Raw genomic sequence first — 15985 nt, forward strand, 5'->3', positions numbered from 1 at the left:
ACCTGACCAGCCAGGGCTTTAATATCTCACAGAATTGGCCCCCTTCCAGACATGCCTTGAACAAGGACAAGACACCGAATTCTGGCTACTGGTTACTGACTACTGACTACTAAATTCTGGCTCCTTGAACACCACTAAATTCGTATATTTCCCCTATGAAGCAGTGGGGTATCCTTTTGGGAGCGATCGTGTTGTTTTTTGGGAGCGCGCGCGCTCAGAAAATATTCGAGGTGAATGATGCGCTGATCGAGCGTAATTTCATGCCGTACGAGTTGGAGTACTATGTAGACACTACGAACACCATTTCTTTCTGGCAGATCTCTTCGAACAGCTTTTCCAACCGCTTTCATCCGCATCCCGGCTATCACAATAAGGACTTTAAACCCAATGCTTCCTATTGGATCAGGTTGCCTATTCAACACCGGGCCGGTACGGGCAAGGTTTGGCTCCTGGAATTCTACGATCAGACCATCGATGAGATCGAGGCCTACATTCCCCAGGAGAACGGCTCGTACAAGAACGTGATGCTCGGCGACAGCCAGCCCTTCGCGCAACGCCTGGTGCCGCATAAGAATTTTGAGGTGCTGCTCAACATCAAGCGCGACACGTTGATGTATTACTACTTCAACATCCGCTCGCACGAGTTCGCCGACATCCGCATCGCCTTCCGGTCGGTGGACCGCTTTGTGAACTATGCCTTGAATGAGTATTTGTTGTTCGGCACCTTCTATGGCATGATCCTCATCATCAGCCTCTATAATTTACTGGTGTATATCGCCATCCGCGAGATCAAGAACATCTATTATATCTTCTACATATTAAGTGTGGCCGCCTATGCCATGAGCTATGACGGCATCGGGTTTCAATACCTGTGGCCGGGCCACCCGGAGTGGAACGACTATGCGGTGGGCATCACACTCTATTCGGTTATTCTTTGGGGGCTCATTTTTACGCGCCGCTTCCTGAGCACACGCGCTAACGCACCCGGATTGGACAAGGCGTTGAAAGGCATGATCTTGTTGCGTTCGGCGTGGTTCCTAGTCGAGTTGTTCTTCCTTCCCCAAATGCTCACGTATCGCAATGTGGAGATCATCCCGCTTTCGCTGATCTTTTATACCGGCATCACCATCTGGAACCAGGGCTACCGGCCGGCGCGGTTCTTTGTGATTGCTTATGGTATCCTGTTCACGGGATTTTTTGTGCGCACGATGGTCTACTTCAATGTGCTGCCTTTCACGACGCCGCTCCACTACAGCCTGCACTTTAGCTTTGTGTTGGAAATGCTCTTCCTCACGTTCGCACTGGGCGACAGGATCCGCATTCTCAAAGACATGCGCGACCGTGCGCTGAAACGCATCATCCAGCAGCACGAGGTGAACATGCAGTTGAAAGACAAGGTGAACCGCGAGCTGGAACAAAAGGTGATGGAGCGCACCCTGGAGCTGAACGAGAAGAACCACCAATTGGAGCAGACCAACGTCCTGCTGGAGAGGCAGTCGCACGAGATCAACCAGATCAACTCCATCCTGGACCTGGACAACTGGAAGCTGAAAAGCAGCATCAAAGAGGTGTTGAGCGAGCGGCTGATGGAAAAGAACATGGACTACCAGCAGTTCAAAACATTGTACCCCGACACGCTGGCCTGTTACCGCTTCCTGGAGAATTTGAAGTGGGAGAAGGCATTCCACTGCCGCAAATGTGGCAATGAGAAATATTTCGATGGCGCCCAGAAGTTTGCCCGCCGCTGCACACGTTGCGGCTATAACGAGTCTATCACGGCCTATACGATCTTCCACAGCATCAAATTCCCGATCGAGAAGGCCTTCTATATTGCCTACCTCACCGTCATCGGTCACAAAGAATATACCCTGGAAACCCTTGCCGAGCAGTTGGGACTGCGGGTGAACACGCTGTGGGCGTTCCGGCACAAGGTGGCCGAACGGTTGGCCGACCTGGAAAAGTCGGGCAGGAAGCCCCATTCCTCGCGCTGGGAGGATGTTATTCTGATCCTGGATACACCTGCCAAACGAACGCCCCGGGAGCATTCCATCAAGTCCCTGGAGGCCTGATTGCCCTCATTTTCCGGCCCCGAACCGACGGAATTGGCCTGCTTTTCCGATCGGCAGAAAACGATCCCGCACGCATGTTTTTTTTCTGGTAAAGAACCAGCCTCATTTTTACAGATAACGGTTGAAAAGGCTTGAAAACAATGTTTTTATTCTGGAAAATAACACACACAAAAACACACGAAAGGGGGTAGGATTTGGTCGACTTTACACGAAAAAATTCCCAAAAACCCTTGACAAGTCCAAACTTCACTTCGCGAGCAGCCCAAAACCCTAACTGAAACCCTGTCTCGCACTGTGGGTTTATGTGGAGACTTTTATCTAGCCTATTGATCCTCACCCTCTCGACCGCGGCGTGGGCCCAGAACCGCACCGTTACGGGCACGGTAACCGATTCGGCCGACGGCAGCGCCCTTCCCGGCGTAAGCGTGTTAGTACAAGGAACGACCAAGGGCGTGCCGACCGACCTTTCGGGCGCCTACACCCTGCAGCTCGCCCCCGGCGAGAACATCATCACCTTTTCGTTCATCGGCTACAAGACGCAGACGGTGACGGTGGGTGAACAAACCACGATCGACGTCAAACTGGAAAGCGATGCCACAGAGCTCACCGAGGTAGTGGTGGTAGGTTATGGCGAGCAAAAGAAAAGCGACATCACCGGCGCCACGGCCAACGTGAAAGGCGAGGAGTTGGCGAAACAGCCCGTGCTCACCGCCACCCAGGCCATGCAAGGCAAGGTGGCTGGCGTGCAGATCATCAGCAGCGGACAACCGGGATCGTCACCCCAGATCCGCGTGCGGGGTGTGGGAACAGCCCTTAGTGGAACGACTTCCCTGTACGTAGTCGACGGCGTACTGACCGACGACATTTCCAATATCAACACCGCCGACATCGTGGATATGAACGTGCTCAAGGATGCGTCGGCTGCTGCGATCTATGGCTCGCGCGGTGCGAATGGTGTCATCATCATCACCACGCGGAAAGGTTCGAGCGGCACGATGAAGATCACCTACAACAACAACATCGGTATACGCCAGGCATCCAACCTCGTGCAGATGGCAAATTCTGCCGAGTATAATAACTACTATCAGGCCGCCGTAGGCTTACCACCTCCATCGTCTTCCTACAGCACCGATTGGTACGGCACCATTTTGCGCAATGCCTGGGAGCAAACCCACAACGTGTCACTCTCCGGCGGCACCGACAAGTCGACTTACCTTTTCAACGTAGGGTATTTGAACGATCAGGGGATTGTGATCGACAACAGTTTTAAGCGCCTCACCCTGCGGTTGAACAACGACTACCAGATCCGCGAGAATCTGAAAGTCGGGATCCAATCATCCTACAGCAACAGTATCAATCAAAATGGTTTTAACATGATCGACATCGATGCCTATGGCAAGATCGGTGGCGTATACAACGATGCCTATCGCGCCGCGCCCATCATCCCATCGAAGGTAGATGGCCGTTATGGCAACACGTCCGCCTATGGCAACGTGGGCAACCCGCTGCTCGACATCGAGAACAACGACATGAAGGTGAAGGAAAATCGCCTGCAAGGCTCAACCTATCTCAGCTACAAGCCCGTGCCGTGGCTTACCCTGCGCACCTCGTTGGGCGCCGACTGGAAGAATTCACTGAACCGGCTCTACAACTATCAATTCCTGAACGACGAGAAGACCTTTATTGTGGGTGGCGGAAATCAAACCAATCCGTTGAGCTCGCTCAATGTAAAACAAACGCAAACGTTCCGTTGGGTGTGGGACAATACGGCAACCATTAACAAGACCATTGGCAAACACGACTTCACGTTCCTGGTGGGTACGACAGCAGAAAAATACAACCAACATTGGTTCTCCGCCATTCGCAAAGATGTGCCCGCCGATCCCAACCTGTGGTATATCAACGTGGGCGACGCCAACACATCGCAAAACGATGGAAAGGGCGATGCATGGTCGCGCAATTCTTACCTCGGCCGCTTGAACTACGCCTTCAATCAAAAATATTTGTTGACGGCCACGTTGCGGGTCGACGGAAGTTCGCGGTTACCCAAAGAGAACCGCTGGTCGTCGTTCCCTTCTGTGGGTGCAGCCTGGGTGCTGAGCCGCGAGTCGTTCATGCAAAGCCAGGGATGGTTTGACCTGTTGAAACTCCGGGCCTCCTATGGCAAGGTGGGCAACGACCAGATCCCCACGGATGCGTATGTGCAGACCGTTGAGTTGAATAAGGCCTATCCCTTCAACGGCAATGCCGGGACGGCTACCAACGGCGCACAGATCAACCAGATCATCGATCCGCACATCAACTGGGAGATCACCAAGGAGTACGACCTGGCCTTGGAATTTGCCATCCTGCAATCCAAGCTCACCGGCGAAGTGAACTATTACAACAAAAAAGTTGAGAACGCACTCATCAAGGTGCCCGTGTTGCGCACCGTAGGCGATAAGGACGGGCAGATCATCACCAACGTGGCGTCCATCCAAAACCGGGGCGTGGAAGTGGTGTTGAATTGGAAAGACCGCATCGGCGATAATTTCACCTACACCATCGGTGGCAACGTGACCTTTAACCACAACGAAGTGGTGGCGCTGAACGGCGGCCAGGCTGTTCAGGGTGGTGCTGTAGGATCGCAAGGCTTCACCACCATTACCGACAACGGCCATCCTGTGGGAAGTTTCTATGTGTTGAAGACCATCGGCGTGTTCAATTCGGAAGCGGATGTGGCGGCCTATCAAAGCAGCAACGGCACCGTGATTCAGAAGACGGCCCATGCCGGTGACTTCAAATACCAGGATGTGAACGACGACGGCAAGATCGACGACAACGACCGCGTGTTTGCCGGATCCTATCAACCCGTGGCTTATTTCGGGGTGAACTTGGGTGCGACCTACAAGAGTTTCGACTTCGCCATATCCATTTATGCCAACGTGGGCAACAAGGTCTACAACGGTAAGCGCGGCGCTCGCGTAGACGGCCGCGACAACGTGGAGAAAGACGTGGTGTACAAACGATGGACATCGGCCAATCACACACAAACCGAGCCTGCTGCAAACACCGGCAACTTGCCGGCGTCTGACTACTTCGTGGAATCGGGTTCTTTTGCCCGCATCAACAACCTCACGTTTGGTTACACATTGCCTTCGGCGGCACTCGACAAACTGAAGATCGCCAGCCTGCGATTCTTCATCACCTCTCAAAATCTTTTTACCTACAAGAAGTATAGCGGCTTCACGGCCGAGCTACCCGGCGATCCGCTCAACTCGGGCATCGAGCTGAGCTCATACCCTACGACACGCACGTTTGCAGCAGGTTTAAATGTAGGATTTTAAAAATGACGAACATGAGAACGACATTGAACATACGCAGCATCCTTCTTAGCCTTCTCACGCTGACCGCCGTTTCGTGCAGCGATGATTTTCTGAACGTCCCCGTGCAGGGCGGCGAAAACACCAGCGCCGATCCCAACCTGGCGCTAAAGCTGGTGACCGGCGTGTACAACGGTCTGCTGTTGGGCGACTCCTGGGGAGATAATGGCGACGTACACGGTTTTGCTTTTATCACCGTGACCAACATCATCTCCGACGATGCCGACAAAGGCAGCACCGCTGGCGACCAATTGGTGCCCATAGGCGATATCGATGATTTCAACACCACTTCAACAAACAAGTTTGCCGAAACGTTGTGGAGTGGTCACTATAGCGCCATCGGCAACGCGAACCAGGCGCTGAAGGGATTGAAAACGGCTAGCCTGGATGCCGCCACCATCGAGCAATTGGAGGCGCAAGTGAAATTCCTCAGGGGTTATTTGTATTTCAACCTCGTGCGCATGTACGGCGGCGTGCCGCTGGTATATCGCGTGCCCAACGATGCGGAAGATGCCAACAGCGATCCAGCATTTAAGAGCCGGGCCTCGGTGGACGTCGTATATGACAGCATCAAAGCAGACCTTCAATTTGCGGCCGACCACTTGCCGTTGAAGGTTACGGCTAGTGGCTTGGTGACCAAAGGAAGCGCGCAGGCCATGCTCGCCAAAGTCTACATGTATCGCAAAGACTGGGACAAGGTGTGGGAACTTACCAACGAGGTGATGACCTCCGGCAAATACGCACTCCTGGACGACTATGCCGAGATCTGGCGCCAATCGGGCGACAATAGCGCCGAGTCCATTTTTGAAATTGAGACCGGCGTATTCAACAATAGCTATTTGCGCGTAGACAATTATACAGTATGCCAGGGACCCCGCATCGGTGGCGCCGGCGGCTGGAATGATTTGGGGTGGGGTTTTAACAATCCCTCGTCTAATCTTGTTAATGCCTATGAGCCCGGCGACGTACGAAAGGATGCCACCATCATTTTTATCGACAACTCCGGCACGCACAAAGGCACTGTGCTATGGGATGGTTTTCGCATACCCAGTGCCGACAGCGTGCAAAATCAATATTATAACTACAAAGCCTACACCAGTACGCTGCGCGAAAGCTTTATCCAACCCGCCGACAAAGACCGGCCGAAGAATATCCGCATTCTGCGCTATGCCGATGTGCTGCTCATGAATGCCGAAGCGGCCGTTCACTTGGGCAAAGATGCGGCCACACCGCTGAACCTCGTGCGCAAGCGGGCCAAGCTCCCCGACATTGGCGCGCCCACCGAAGCCGACATCTGGAAAGAGCGGCGCGTAGAGCTGGCCATGGAGCACGATCGCTTCTGGGACCTGGTTCGTCAGGGCAGAGCGGCGCAGGTGATGCACGCTGTAGGAAAAACCAATTTTGTGGAAGGCAAGAATGAACTCTTGCCCATTCCCAATTCGCAGATATTGTTGAGCGGTGGCGCACTGGAGCAAAACTTTGGGTATTGAGCGGCAGCTGTCGGGCTACAATGTATTCTTTGTTTAAAACGGGCTTTAAAAAACTTCTTTATCCTAAAATGTTAAACTAAAATGAAAATGAGAAAACAAATGAGATTTTTGAAAGTAGGGATCCTTGCACTGGGTGTGCTGGCTATCGGATCCTGTAACAACGATGACGACAGCCTACCGCAGATCGATGGCTACAACAATTCGGATGAGGTAGGCGCCACGTACCTGGTAGCCCACTGGACGTTCGACGATACCAACAACGAAGTGATCTCCAGCACGGCGCCGAACAAAACGCTCGGTGGCGTAGCGTTCACCACGGGGCAGATCGGCAAAGCGCTCCAACTGTCCAAAGGAGCCATTGCGTTTCCGCCTATCGACAAGATCAACACGGTAGACGCTTTGAATAACTTCACGGTGAGCCTTTGGGTGAACGTGCAAGGAACAAAAGGTGTGGCCGGCGGCGGATTCACTTCTTTCTTTGGGATCTTCCCGACGTCGGTATCCGATGTTTGGGGTAACCTCCAGGCTTGCGCTGAAACATCGCGTCACCTTCCTGCATCCGATACGCTGGAGTTGAAGAACTATCTGAACACGACGCTGGCAGACAACTCGCAGAGCGGTCAGGACAACGTGGCGTTGAAGAACACCGGCACGGATGCCCCGAATGGTGGCACCGGTAAATATTTCATGGGTGGCAACAAGTGGGCACATTATGTGATGACCTGGGATGGAGCAACCCACCAGTTTGCGCTCTATGGTAACGGTGAATCCGTTGGCGGATATACCGACCGTGGCACGACACCGGTGTTGAAAATGCGTGTGCCTGCACAAGCGATGTTTGGTAGCATGGCCTCTGCCGACATGGGCTTCGCCAATGCCACCCGTCCCGACTGGGCTCCTTTGGCAACCGCCAGCATCGACGATGTGCGTGTATTCAATACCGTACTGGCACAAAAAGATATCGTAGCCTTGTTTAACCTCGGCACTGCAGGTAGGTAATTTGTAGTTTACGGGTAGAGGGTACACCTCGGTGTACCCTTTTTTTTATGCACTCACTTTATTTTTAGAAACCACAACATGAATGTAAAGGCCGTTTCCTTCGGGTTGATATTTTTTGTGATGACGATGGCGTCCTGTAAAAAGGATGACCCCGCGCCGGGAAGTGAAACGTCATTTACGTTGACATCCATCCAATCGGATGACCGTCCTGTCGGGTCAACCATTTCTGGAGCAAGCCTGACGCCAGAGATCGTCGCTTCGTTTTCAGCACCCATCGACAGAACCACCGTTCCCACGGCGATCGTGCTGGTATCGCCCACAGAAAATCTCACGCTGACCTATACTTTCAGTCATGGCGACAGCACCGTCACCATCAAGCCCAGCACGGCGCTGGAGTATTTATCAAAATATAATTTTCAAATCTCGACAGCGCTGACGTCTGTCGATAAAAAAGCATTGGGCGGAAACTTCGATAGTAAGGTCATTACTACTTTCGACCCCGCCGACAAATTTCCGGTAATCTCTGATGAAGAGCTGCTGACGCTCACCCAAAAGCAAACGTTCAAATACTTTTGGGACATGGCTGAACCAACCAGCGGCATGGCCCTCGAGCGCAAAGGTTCGGGGCCAACGGTGACCAGCGGGGGCAGCGGCTTTGGCATCATGGCCATCGTGGTGGGCATGGATCGAAACTTCATCACACGCACAGAGGGCGTGGAGCGCCTCAACAAGATCGTGACATTTTTAGAAACGGCCGATCGTTTTCATGGGGCCTGGTCGCACTGGATCAACGGCACGACGGGAAAAGTTATCCCCTTTAGCACAAAAGACAACGGTGGCGACCTGGTGGAAACATCATTCCTCATGCAAGGTCTCCTCACGTCGCGTCAATATCTGCAACCGACCGACACCGTCGGCAACAATCTCATCCGCCGCATGACAAAGCTCTATGAAGGTGTGGAATGGGACTGGTATCGCAAAGACGGGCAGGAAGTGCTTTACTGGCATTGGTCGCCCAACTATAACTGGGATATGAATTTTGCCCTTTCGGGATATTTTGAAGAACAGATCACCTACATCCTCGCCGCCGCTTCGCCCACGCACGGCATCCCCAAAAGCGTGTACACCAATGGCTATGGAAGAAACGGCGCCATAAAAACTGGACAAAAATATTACGGCTACACCTTGCCCCTCGGAACACCCAGTCCGTTGTTCTGGGTGCAATATTCATATTTGGGAATGGACCCCCACTTCAAAGACGACTATGCCGACTATTGGGAACAAAACGTGAACGCGACGCTGATCAATCACGCCTATTGTGCGGCCAATCCAAAAAACTATGTGGGCTACAGCGACGCCTGCTGGGGACTGACGGCGAGCGACAACCCGACCGGTTATGATGCCCACTCGCCGTCGAACGACCAGGGGGTGATCACGCCAACGGCTGCGCTATCCTCGTTTCCGTATGCACCGGAGGAATCGATGAAGGCACTGAAATTCTTTTATTACACGCTGGGCGACAAATTGTGGGGACCGTATGGATTTTATGATGCTTTCGACCTGTCGGACGGGTGGGTGGCCAATTCGTATTTGGCCATCGACCAGGGACCGATCGTGGTCATGATCGAGAACTATCGCACGGGGTTGCTGTGGAATTTATTTATGTCGGCGCCGGAAGTGCAGGCCGCCAAAACAAAACTGGAGTTTAATTGACCTATACTGAATAACACAAAGATCCTCCGCGAGGAGCCCAGCCTAAAGTACAGTCTCTCATTTTTTTGAGAGGCTTGCTTGGGTCTGGCGATGGGACAAAAATGACATTTGATCTTCGTAAACCGCTGCGTCCAAACACCGCGAGCTGTTTACACAAACCAAAAAATAATGAACGCATGAAAAGATTGTTCTTCCTGTGGATGGCCGGGATGCTGGTATTGACGGCCTGCCAAAAGAATGCGCCCAAGTCATCCGGAAACATCGCCGGTCGCGTGGACTCGGTGCTCGCCCTGATGACGCTGGAGGAAAAGATCGGCCAACTCACGCTCTTCACCAGCGACATCGACGTGACGGGCCCCACCATTCGCGAAAACTATCGCGAAGACATCAAGGCTGGCCGGGTAGGCGCCATCTTCAATGCCTTCGGTGCCGACTACACGCGCAAGCTGCAAGAGCTGGCCGTAAAGGAAACGCGTCTTCACATCCCGCTCATTTTTGGATATGATGTGATCCATGGCCACCGCACCATTTTTCCCATCCCGCTAGGGGAGGCCGCCAGCTGGGACCTCACCGCCATGGAACAGTCGGCCCGCATCGCCGGCGACGAAGCCTCGGCCCAAGGACTGCACTGGACCTTTGCGCCCATGTGCGACATTGCCCGCGACCCACGCTGGGGTAGGATGGCCGAAGGTGCCGGGGAAGACACATACCTGGGTGCACAGATCGCGATCGCCCGCGTAAAAGGTTTTCAGGGCAATGGCATTGGCGACCTCCATTCGGTGATGGCCTGCGTGAAACACTTCGCCGCCTATGGTGCCGTCCAGGCCGGCCGTGATTATCACACCACCGACATGTCCGATCGCATGCTACGCGAAGTATACCTGCCACCCTACAAAGCGGCCATCGACGCCGGTGCAGCCACCGTGATGACCTCCTTCAACGAACTCGACGGCGTGCCCGCGACCGGAAACAAATACCTGATGACCGACATCCTTCGCAAGGAATGGAACTTCAAAGGTTTCGTGGTAACGGACTACACCTCCATCATGGAGATGATCCCCCACGGCATTGCCGAGGACACCGCCTCTGCGGCCGCCCTCGCCCTGGAAGCCGGTGTGGACATGGACATGCAAGCCGGTTTCTACAACAGCTCGCTGCAACGCCTGGTGAAAGAAGGCAAACTAAAAGAAGGCCTCGTCAACGAAGCCGTGCGCCGCATCCTGACGAAGAAATTCGAATTGGGATTGTTTGAAGATCCCTATCGCTATTGCAACCCCGAACGCGAAAAGGCCACCATCATGAAGCCGGAATACCTCACGGCATCGCGCGATGTTGCGCGCAAGTCGATGGTGTTGCTCAAGAATGATCAGCATGTGTTGCCCTTGCCGAAGACCACGCGATCCATCGCAGTGATCGGTCCCCTGGCCGATGCCAAAAAAGAAATGATCGGTTCCTGGTCAGCCGCAGGCGAGGGTGCCAAAGCGGTGAGCGTCCTGGAAGGCATTAAAGCGGCAGCAACCCCTGCGACAAAGATCCTGTATGCCAAAGGCTGCAACATCAATGACGATACCACCAAGGGATTTGCACAGGCCATACAAGCTGCCAAACAAGCCGACATCGTCGTGATGGCTCTTGGCGAAGCTGCGCTCATGACCGGTGAAGCCGCCAGCCGGGCATCGCTCAACTTACCGGGCGCACAACAGCAGTTGTTGGAGGAGATCTACAAGACCGGCAAACCCATCGCGGTGGTTCTCTTCAACGGGCGGCCGCTGACCATAAATTGGATGACACAAAACAAAGTTGCCGTGCTGGAAGCATGGTTCCCTGGAACTGAAGCCGGCCATGCCGTAGCCGATGTGTTGTTTGGGGACTACAATCCCTCGGGCAAACTGCCCGTCACCTTCCCGCGATCGGTGGGACAGATCCCTATTTTCTACAACATGAAAAACACGGGCCGCCCTATGGATCCGAACAACAAATATTCGTCTAAATATCTCGACGAATCCAACGCACCGCTTTTCCCCTTTGGCTATGGCCTGAGCTACACCACCTTCGAATACGGCGACGTGCAGCTCAACAAGCAGGAGATCACGCAGCAGGAGGGCATCACCATCACATGCAAGGTGAAGAACACGGGCAAGCGTGAAGGCGAGGAAGTTGTGCAGTTGTATGTACGCGACCTTGTGGGAAGTGTGACACGTCCCGTAAAAGAATTGAAGGGCTTTAAGAAATTGATGTTGCAGCCGGGCGAGTCGAAAGAAGTAAGCTTCACGCTGACGCAATCTGATCTGTCATTCTACCGGAGAGATATGTCTTTTGGTACGGAGCCAGGTAAATACGATGTTTTTGTTGGGGGGAATTCGGATGATGTGAAGAAGGCTTCGTTTATATTAAAGTAGAAGACTTGAAAAAGAAGGTGCAAAGGATTCCAAATTCTTTTGCGCCTTCTTTGCGATGACTCTGCGCTTTGCGGTTTAAAATTATTTTGGGATGATCACCCCAAATAGAAAACCTCCACCAGAGAAACCTGCACCGGTGAAGCATCCGCATTCGTCTCCATAATATCCTTCATATACTCCCACCACTCCCGCATCACCGGATGATCGCGAAGCGGCCCCAACACCGCAGAATCCTCCACCTTCATCACCCCAAACAACGTCAGCGATGCTTCATCCAAAAAGATCGAGTAATCTTTGACCCCCGAATCCTTCAATAAATATTTCAGGGCCGGCCAAATCGCATCATGCCGCCGTTTATATTCTTCCACCTGACCGGGGAAAAGTTTCATGGTAAAAGCAAGTCGTTCCATAGGGCAATTTAATTCAGAAATCATTTCAAGGCATTGCCGTAGCCCACGAGGATCACCGAGAGCAAGATCGTGAGAATGCCGGCCGCGATCGTGTCCCGCGTTTTCGGTTGCACGCCTTTCCATTCTTTTAACAGGATCCCCCACAGGTTTGCCACGAGGATGATAAACGCCATGTGCAGGATCCACGAGCTGGCGCCATTGCCCAGCTTGCTTTCGCCCATGCCATAGAAAAAGAACTGGAGGAACCAGATCGTGCCGGCCAGGGCGGCAAAGAAATAGTTTTGAAGCAACGGCGTTTTGCTGTTGGTGTAGTCCCCAAACGTTTTGTTCCGTGTGTTCAGGATCATGCACCACACCAAGTTGGTGGTGAGGCCACCCCAAAGTAACACGACATAGATGACATTGTTTTGATACAGGAATTCGCTGGTGGCCTCGGGGTTGGCCGCCTGCCAAAGCGCATTGGCCTGCTCGGCCATGGACGTGCCGGCCTCGATGCCGTAGTTAAAACAGGCGCTGAGGATGCCCGAAAACGTGCACACGATCAGGCCTTTCACCAGGTTGAATTCTTTGATGCTCTCCTTCTTCTTTTCTTCGGGAAGCTCTTTTTCCTTCATCATCCCGGCCCGTCCGCAGAGATAGATCCCCACCAGGCAAAGGGTCACACCGAGCAACACAACGCGACCCCACGAAGTCGTCAGCAGCTCGTGGAAGCTGGTTTTGCCGGGTGTGGGAACAAAATCATAATACAAGGAAGGAACAATCGATCCGCACACCGACGTGAATCCCAGCAACACCGAGTTGCCCAGCGACATGCCCAGGTAGCGCATGCCTAACCCATACGTTAGTCCACCGATGCCCCACAGGATACCCCAGAAATAGGTCCACCAGAAAGTGGAGGAGGAAGCTTGCGAAATGATGTCGCTGAAATGCGGAATGGTGAGCCACGCGGCGAAAGGAGGGATGATGAGCCATGAAAAAAGACCGCCCACGATCCAATAACTTTCCCACGACCATTCTTTTACTTTTTTAAAAGGGACATAGAAGCTGCCGGAAGCAAACCCGCCGATGAAATGAAAAATGATACCGAAAATGACCTGCATAGATAGGGTGGTATAAGGTTCAGGGGAACACAGTGATTCCGGTAAAAATAGAAACTCTATGCAAACGAAACCGTCATGAGCTGTCTGCACAAAAAAAGCAGCCTCCTGCTACCGCAGCGCCCCAAAATTGGACGTCATTGATTCTTTTTCTCTACACTCCAACGTCCAAACCCTGCTTTTGGGCTCAGAAAGGCATTGGCATGCAAATCGTCGTGGCTTGAAATAAAAAGCTATGGAAACGCATAAGAAAATGAGCGGGACGGAATGGCTGGTGGAAATGGTCACCTGGGCGGCATTGACGCTGGTGCTCTTTTACGCATAAAAAACCAAGGGTCTTTTCTTTCGCTGGACAACCGGTCACGGAAGGCCCATAACAATATATACCCGGCAAAAAAAAGGCAACGGAAGGTCAGAAAAGGCAAAACGGAAGCCGCACAACACCCTTCACGAACGCCCACCGTTGGAACAGGCTATTGAATATGAGGGCATTAGTGCGAAACTTATCCATTAATTACCGATATTTCACAATCCTTCTAACTTTGTGCCGACAAAATCGACCATATGCTATTGGATTTTGAAAAGCCCATTGCTGCACTGGAGGCTAAACTTGAAGATATGAATCAGCTGGCCAGCGACAGCGACAAGGAAGTTCAGGCCGCTGTAAAAGCTCTCGAAAGAAAAATTCTGGACCTCAAGCGGGAGACCTTCGAAAATCTCACGGGCTGGCAACGCGTTCAACTGTCGCGCCACCCGGATCGTCCCTATACCCTGGATTACATTTACGAGATCACGTCCGACTTCATCGAACTGCACGGCGACCGCACCGTGTCTGACGACAAAGCCATGATCGGCGGCTTCGGCACCATCGACGGCCAGACGTTTATGCTCATCGGCCAACAAAAGGGACGCAATACCAAACAGCGCCAAATGCGCAATTTCGGTATGGCCAACCCTGAAGGCTATCGCAAGGCCCTGCGCCTTATGAAGATCGCCGAAAAGTTCAACAAGCCTATCGTGACGTTCATTGATACCCCAGGTGCTTTTCCCGGCCTCGAAGCCGAAGAGCGCGGACAGGGTGAAGCCATCGCCCGCAACCTCAAGGAAATGTTCGGTCTCAAAGTGCCCGTCATCTGCATTGTGATTGGCGAGGGAGCCTCCGGCGGCGCGCTCGGCATCGCCATTGGCGATCGCGTGCTCATGCTGGAGAACTCGTGGTACTCCGTGATCTCCCCCGAAAACTGTTCCACCATTCTCTGGCGCAGCTGGGATTTCAAAGAACAAGCCGCAGAATTGCTCAAACTCACGGCCAAGGACATGACCGCCCTGAAACTGGTCGACGGCATCATCAACGAACCCCTGGGTGGCGCGCACACCGATGTGAAGTGGATGGCCAACGAGATCAAGCGCGTGATCCTCGAGACCACGAAAGAACTCTCGGCGCTCGGCCCCGAAAAGCGCATCGACCAACGCATCGACAAGTTCTGTGCGATGGGCGTTGTAAAAGAATAATCATCGAAACGATATACCAAAGGCTGCAATGCAAGTTGCAGCCTTTTCTTTTTAGAGACCCTAACCGGAGCGCAACCCATGAAGCTTCACGTGATCGACACCGGATTTTTCAAACTCGACGGCGGCGCCATGTTTGGTGTAGTGCCCAAATCCATCTGGCAAAAAACAAACCCTGCCAACGAACAAAATCTCTGCAACTGGGCCATGCGTTGCCTGCTCATCGAGGACGGCAACCGGACCATCCTCATCGACAACGGCCTGGGCACCAAACAGGACGCGAAGTTCTTCAGTCACTACTTTCTGAATGGAGACGCAACCCTCCCGTCGTCGCTGCATCGTGCGGGCTTTGAACCGGCCGACATCACCGACATGTTTCTCACCCACCTGCATTTTGATCATTGCGGCGGTGGCGTCGAAAGGAGAGGAGATAAACTGGACTTGGCTTTCTCCAAAGCGCAGTATTGGAGCAACGCCGACCACTGGCAGTGGGCAACCCAACCCAACCCGCGCGAAAAAGCAAGCTTTCTGAAGGAGAACATCCTTCCCATGCAGGAGAGCGGTCACTTGAAATTTGTAGACGCCCACGCGCCCTCACCATTCGCATCGTTCGACATCCAATACGTTTCGGGGCACACCGAAAAAATGATGATCCCGATGATCCGTTATAAAAACAAAGTGATCTGTTTCATGGCCGATCTGTTGCCGTCTGTAGGCCACATCCCGTTGCCTTATGTGATGGGCTACGACACCCGGCCGTTGATCACACTCGAAGAAAAGGAACGTTTTCTCAATGAAGCGGCCACCCACGGTTACGTCCTCTTTCTCGAACACGACCCGGAGAACGAATGTTGCACGGTGAAGCATACCGAAAAAGGTGTTCGCGTGGATCAGACCTTCCGGCTGGCGGAAATTCTTTGAGCCGTTGGCGCGTAAA

10 protein-coding genes are annotated in these 15985 nt (G+C 53.0%); 8 read left to right on the plus strand and 2 right to left on the minus strand.

The genetic code is table 11. The annotated features are described in order from the left end of the window. Positions 1-155: 155 nt before the first annotated feature. The 6 genes from D4L85_RS22600 to D4L85_RS22625 all read left to right on the plus strand — a co-directional run bounded on the left by D4L85_RS22600 (position 156) and on the right by D4L85_RS22625 (position 12032). Positions 156-2069, plus strand: coding sequence for a 7TM diverse intracellular signaling domain-containing protein (locus D4L85_RS22600; RefSeq protein WP_119756434.1), 1914 nt, complete (start codon positions 156-158; stop codon positions 2067-2069). A gap of 302 nt (positions 2070-2371) precedes the next feature. After that, positions 2372-5395: a SusC/RagA family TonB-linked outer membrane protein gene (locus tag D4L85_RS22605; protein WP_119756435.1), complete on the plus strand. Its 3024-nt coding sequence runs from the start codon at positions 2372-2374 to the stop codon at positions 5393-5395. 11 nt (positions 5396-5406) lie between these two features. Next, positions 5407-6921, plus strand: a complete 1515-nt coding sequence (locus D4L85_RS22610) for a RagB/SusD family nutrient uptake outer membrane protein (protein WP_119758905.1) — start codon at positions 5407-5409, stop codon at positions 6919-6921. 87 nt (positions 6922-7008) lie between these two features. Continuing rightward, positions 7009-7920: a LamG-like jellyroll fold domain-containing protein gene (locus D4L85_RS22615; protein ID WP_160143924.1), complete on the plus strand. Its 912-nt coding sequence runs from the start codon at positions 7009-7011 to the stop codon at positions 7918-7920. A 78-nt stretch (positions 7921-7998) separates the two neighbouring features. Then, positions 7999-9633 (plus strand): glucoamylase family protein, encoded by a 1635-nt coding sequence (locus D4L85_RS22620; protein WP_119756437.1) that lies wholly within the window; start codon positions 7999-8001, stop codon positions 9631-9633. A 176-nt stretch (positions 9634-9809) separates the two neighbouring features. Further along, positions 9810-12032, plus strand: a complete 2223-nt coding sequence (locus D4L85_RS22625) for a glycoside hydrolase family 3 N-terminal domain-containing protein (protein WP_119756438.1) — start codon at positions 9810-9812, stop codon at positions 12030-12032. A 95-nt stretch (positions 12033-12127) separates the two neighbouring features. Here D4L85_RS22625 and rhaM read toward each other — a convergent pair whose 3' ends face one another. Together rhaM and rhaT are read right to left on the minus strand one after the other, a co-directional pair. Next, on the minus strand, positions 12128-12442 hold the full coding sequence (gene rhaM, locus D4L85_RS22630; RefSeq protein ID WP_119756439.1) for an L-rhamnose mutarotase: 315 nt from the start codon (positions 12440-12442) through the stop codon (positions 12128-12130). A gap of 20 nt (positions 12443-12462) precedes the next feature. Further along, entirely contained in the window at positions 12463-13542 is a 1080-nt protein-coding gene (rhaT, locus tag D4L85_RS22635; RefSeq protein ID WP_119756440.1) for an L-rhamnose/proton symporter RhaT, read from the minus strand. Between the two features lie 561 nt (positions 13543-14103). Here rhaT and D4L85_RS22640 point away from each other — a divergent pair. Both D4L85_RS22640 and D4L85_RS22645 read left to right on the plus strand, forming a co-directional pair. After that, positions 14104-15051 (plus strand): acetyl-CoA carboxylase carboxyltransferase subunit alpha, encoded by a 948-nt coding sequence (locus D4L85_RS22640; protein WP_119756441.1) that lies wholly within the window; start codon positions 14104-14106, stop codon positions 15049-15051. A 78-nt stretch (positions 15052-15129) separates the two neighbouring features. Continuing rightward, the gene (locus D4L85_RS22645; RefSeq protein WP_119756442.1) at positions 15130-15969 is read left to right on the plus strand and encodes an MBL fold metallo-hydrolase; all 840 of its coding nucleotides are present in this window, start codon (positions 15130-15132) and stop codon (positions 15967-15969) included. The last annotated feature ends 16 nt before the right edge of the window (positions 15970-15985 follow it).

The organism is Chryseolinea soli (assembly GCF_003589925.1).
Classification (GTDB): Bacteria; Bacteroidota; Bacteroidia; order Cytophagales; family Cyclobacteriaceae; genus Chryseolinea; species Chryseolinea soli.